At 41.7% G+C, this 4,767-nt stretch carries 5 protein-coding genes; 4 read left to right on the top strand and 1 reads right to left on the bottom strand.

What is annotated here, in order from left to right; all coding sequences use genetic code 11:
- The 4 genes from DWV53_RS14890 to DWV53_RS14865 all read left to right on the top strand — a co-directional run.
- Window positions 1-375: SLOG family protein (locus tag DWV53_RS14890; RefSeq protein WP_118155388.1), on the top strand; the 375-nt coding region annotated here is incomplete at its 5' end.
- Between the two features lie 378 nt (window positions 376-753).
- Entirely contained in the window at window positions 754-2,034 is a 1,281-nt protein-coding gene (locus DWV53_RS14875) for an AAA family ATPase (RefSeq protein ID WP_117695754.1), read from the top strand.
- A 14-nt stretch (window positions 2,035-2,048) separates the two neighbouring features.
- Complete coding sequence (locus DWV53_RS14870; protein ID WP_117695755.1) at window positions 2,049-2,909, top strand: RloB family protein; 861 nt, start codon at window positions 2,049-2,051, stop codon at window positions 2,907-2,909.
- 205 nt (window positions 2,910-3,114) lie between these two features.
- The gene (locus tag DWV53_RS14865) at window positions 3,115-3,957 is read left to right on the top strand and encodes an aldo/keto reductase (RefSeq protein ID WP_117695756.1); all 843 of its coding nucleotides are present in this window, start codon (window positions 3,115-3,117) and stop codon (window positions 3,955-3,957) included.
- 263 nt (window positions 3,958-4,220) lie between these two features.
- Here DWV53_RS14865 and DWV53_RS14855 read toward each other — a convergent pair whose 3' ends face one another.
- Window positions 4,221-4,661, bottom strand: a complete 441-nt coding sequence (locus DWV53_RS14855; RefSeq protein WP_117695757.1) for a ribonuclease H — start codon at window positions 4,659-4,661, stop codon at window positions 4,221-4,223.
- Between the last annotated feature and the right edge of the window lie 106 nt (window positions 4,662-4,767).

Genomic DNA, 4,767 nt, shown 5'->3' with positions numbered 1-4,767 from the left:
GCTTACGAGCATGGCATCAGTAATTTTATTTCGGGATTCGCCATCGGTATTGACTTGATGGCAGCCCAGATAGTGCAGTCGCTGAAACCTTCCTGCCCAGGAATGACGCTTACCGCAGCCATTCCTTTCAGAGGTCAGGCAGACAGGTTCAAGCCCAGCGATAGGGTGGTTTATGATGGATTGATGGCTTCAGCAGATGAGGTGATCGTCCTTTCAGAATACTATTACACCCGATGTTTTCTTGATAGAGACGAGTTCATGGTTGAGAATGCGTCCCTTCTCATTGCCTTCTATGATGGGAGAGAGAAGGGTGGAACCTACTACACTTTCAAGAAAGCCAATAGTTTGGGCATTCCCGTGGTGAATATATATTGAATAACTCGTAAAATATCAAGCTTATGAATGAATTTGTTGACATCATCGTTATCTACATCGTTTTCCGCGTCATCCTCGCTTTCCTGGGCGCATGGTGGCATGGTGACGGACGCAACGATTTCAGACGAGACCGATAAAGGGATTGGTCTCGATAGTATTGCCAATCATCGTGGTGAAACCGCCTGGCAGACCGAAGAGTGTAGAATACCACCATTTATGCATCCATCTGTTTCCCTTATCTGCGATGCCTTGAAAGATTCATTTCTACGTTACATTGGCTTTTCTGAAAAATATTCTTAAATTTAATGCCGAAAAGCTGTATATTTCATCTTTTCTTTGTATTTTTGCAAAAGAATTACGAATTTAAGCACGAAAGATATGATATTACAATTTAAAGTAAAGAATTTCCTTTCTATAAGAGAAGAGCAGACGCTGGATTTTACGGCTTCTGCTGACAAAACGTATGAAGACTACGCTGTTGTTAAAATAAAAGGTGTTCGCATTTCCAAATTGGGCGTTGTTTACGGACCAAACGCATCTGGCAAGAGCAACATCCTCAAAGCTTTGGCTTGGTTCATTTTTTATTTGGTTGCAAGTCGTTCCAAGAAACCTGGTACAGGCACAGGACTGACACCATTCATGATGGATGAGGATAGCCGAAACCGAAACTCATCATTTGAATTGATTTTCTATATTGGTGATGTCAGATATGAATATTCCGTTGTCTTGAACAACCAAAAGATTTATAAGGAAGAACTGTACTTCTATCCCAATAACCGCCGTGCGCTCTTTTATGAGCGTACTTGGAATGAGGATAAGAGCAATTCTTCAATTTCTTTCGGACCATTGCTGAAGTTGTCTGCAACACAGAAACTGTTCATAGAGTCAAATTGCATTTCCAATGCTACGGTACTCACAACCTATAAGAATGCAAACGTTGAAAAGAATGTTGAACTTGACAAAGTCTTCAATTATTTTGAAAGCGAGTTCATGCCTTTGCTCAGCAAGAATGATAATCTTGGACAGTTAGCTAACGATGTGGTAAGATTGGATGCTGACAGCAAGAAGTTTATCTGCGAGATGCTTGAAAAGGCTGATTTCAACATTTCCGACATATACATCAAGGAAGAAAAAGGTGAGGTTTCTGAGGAAGCAATGGAGAAGTTCAGAAAGATAGCAAAAATCTTACATATCTCGGAACCTCAGGACAAGAGCATATCTACAGAAGAATTGTTCTTCACCCACAAGACTCCTTTCTATACGGGAAGTCTTTCTAACATGGTGGAATCGGAAGGTACCAACCGTATGTACGGTTTGTCGGCATTGTTATTTACACTTATCAAAAACAATCAGACATTGCTGTGTGATGAGTTGGAGAACTCGCTGCATTACGACCTGTTCACCCATATTATCAAGACATTCCTTGTAAATTCAGACCGGGCACAATTGATATTCTCTACTCATAGTCTTATGCTTCTTGACGAGGATTTTATCCGCAGGGATATGGTGTATTTTGCCAGCAAAAACGAATCGGGAGCGACAGAGATTTATCGTGCCAAGGATTTCGGTCTCCATAAGGAAGTGTCCATCCTCAATGCTTACAGAGCTGGAAAGTTGGGAGCGAAGCCTCAGTTGGGCAGTATATTTATTGACGAATAAGAAAGGAGGTTGACATGGAACAGAGACCGCTTGAATATACCGTCAAAATCTATTGTGAGGGTTTTACGGAATGGTACTACTTTGAATGGTTGCGCACCAACAACCGTTTCAAGTTCTCTATGGAGCCGGACATTCCCAAGAACAGCCGTAGCTCATATAAGCAGAACTTGAAACTCATAGACAAGGAACTTCGCAAGAACCCACAAGAACGTGCCGATGCGATATTTCTCGTCATCGATACCGATACCTTGGTCAAGAACAAAGCGCAATACGCCATTTATCAAGAAGCAAAGGAGAAATACAAAAAGCAAGGAGTTATTTTCATCGAGAGTCACCCTTGCATCGAAATTTGGTTTCTTTATCACCTCATGGATAAGTTTGCCCGAACAAACTTCGAGACATATGAGGCTTTGCGTCCTGCCATTGAAAATGTCCTGCCAAAATACGAGAAGACGGCTCGCTATTATCAGAAAAATAGCCTATTCCGTGAGAGCATATTGAAAAGCCAAACAAACAGGGAAAAGGCAATAGACTTCTCTATCAAGGCATGTAAATACGAGCCTATTGAGAATGAGATTGCCAATTACACAGAAGTGTTCAAGGCTATCCATTTCTTCCGCTTGCTACAGAAGTTTGCAGAAATCAGGTTACTATTGGCAGAAAAACTACGTACCAATGTTGCCATTCAACCAAATGTCGCGAGCCATAAATCTTTAGCTATCATGCATAACGAATATATGATTTGCACATTGAAATATTCGGGTACAATACTCAAATGTATTTTTGGGGATGGACAAACTTTTGACGTTGATGATACTAAACCATTGGATATAGAAGATTCAATAATAGGGTATATTGCAGAAATCATAAAATAACTGCATATTTCTTCGAGCAGTTCCAGAAGATTACCCATCTTACTCCTGCAGAATATCGCAGGGAAATCAATGGGACTGCTAAGTGATGGCCAAAAATGCAAAGATACTCTATGATATTGCAAACATACAGAACTTGGTCAAGCGGAAAAGTCAGTAACTTTGCATCGTCAAAAGAATAGTTGAAATTTAAAAGATTAGTTTAATTATGGAAAAGGAAATATTATTGAATAATGGAGTGAAGATTCCTACACCGGGTTTCGGAACGTTTCTTACTCCTGATGGCGCAACCTGCGTTGAAGCTGTGAAAGCTGCCATCGCTGCAGGCTACACCCACATCGACACCGCTGCTGTCTATAAAAATGAGAAAAGCGTGGGCGAGGGAATTAAGGAAAGTGGAATCAAGCGTGAGAATCTCTTTGTTACCAGCAAGGTTTGGAACACAGAGCGTGGCTACGACAAGACCTTGAAGGCGTTTGACAAGACTTTGAGCGATTTAGGTCTTGATTATCTTGACCTCTACCTCATCCATTGGCCAGCCAACGAGTTGCAGTTTGGCAAGGATGCAAATCAGCAGAATGTAGATACTTGGAAAGCGATGGAGCGTCTGCATGAAGAGGGCTTGATTCGCAGCATCGGTCTTTCTAACTTCATGCAGCATCATGCAGAGCCAGTAATGGCGAAGGCAAACATCTGTCCGATGGTTGACCAGATAGAGTATCATCCTGGATTCACCCAGAAGGAGTGTGTTGAGTTCTGCAAGAAGAACAACATTCTTGTGGAAGCATGGAGTCCGTTGGGAAGAGGTAATGTCTTGGATAATCCTCTCTTGAAGTCGATTGCTGCCAGCCATGGCAAGAGCGTGGCTCAGGTAGTTATCCGTTGGGTGATGCAGACAGGCGTGCTGCCACTGGCAAAGTCGGTTACTCCAAGCCGAATCAAGGAAAACATCGATGTGTTCGATTTTGAACTCTCTCAGCAGGAAATGTTTGAAATCGCATCGCTGAAGGCAGACAGAATAGGGTCAGACCCAGATACATGTGACTTCTAATATGGTATGGTTTGGAGTGAAATGCTCCCAAAATATATAAGATGAAAATGTAAAAAGTTACGGAGATAATTCATATTCTCCGTAACTTTTTACATAAACCACTCACTTTTGGTGTTATTGAGTTTCCCTCAGTTCTTCTATGAGATTTTCAAGAATATAATCATCGCTCATAAGCTGTAAACCATATTTGGGGTCAGACATCTTGAATAACCGGAAATCCTTAATGACCGTGACCTTAATGACCGGAAAACGCCCCTAAACATTCATTTGTTTTTCTGATGAAACTCCTTCCTTGTCTTAGCCATTGCTTCCGTAGCCCTATCGTGGGTCTCTATCAGCAATGGACTTTTGTGATATTGCACAATCTTGACTCCGACAGAGTTGTGCCTTTTCTTTTCCTCGATGCATTGAATGATCAAGTCTGGATTGGCTGATTTAGCCGTTGGAGTCTTGTCAAAGTTCTGAATATAGGCAGCGTTGGTCAGGAAGAGAATGTCGGAACCTTCCGGTATTTCCTGCATTACCTTCACCATGAGGGTTAGCATCATGCGGAACTCTGTGGTGTGCAAGTCGCTGATTACATCACGGCTGATGATATTGCCGTTATGCTCAATCACAACGGCAGCACCACCAGCTCTCTCTTTATGGCCATAATCACATGAGCCACCTATCCAAACGTAATATGTAGAAGTATCTTGTACCATTATAGTTCTTTACTCATAGCTTCACTTGTAGATAATTTTCCAGGATATTGCCAACACGCAATTGTCTGGCATAATCCATTAGTTTACTGATATTTCTTTCTGGTCT

Source organism: Segatella copri, assembly GCF_003465495.1.
GTDB classification, from domain to species: domain Bacteria; phylum Bacteroidota; class Bacteroidia; order Bacteroidales; family Bacteroidaceae; genus Prevotella; species Prevotella copri_G.
This window is presented reverse-complemented; position numbering and strand designations above follow the sequence as displayed.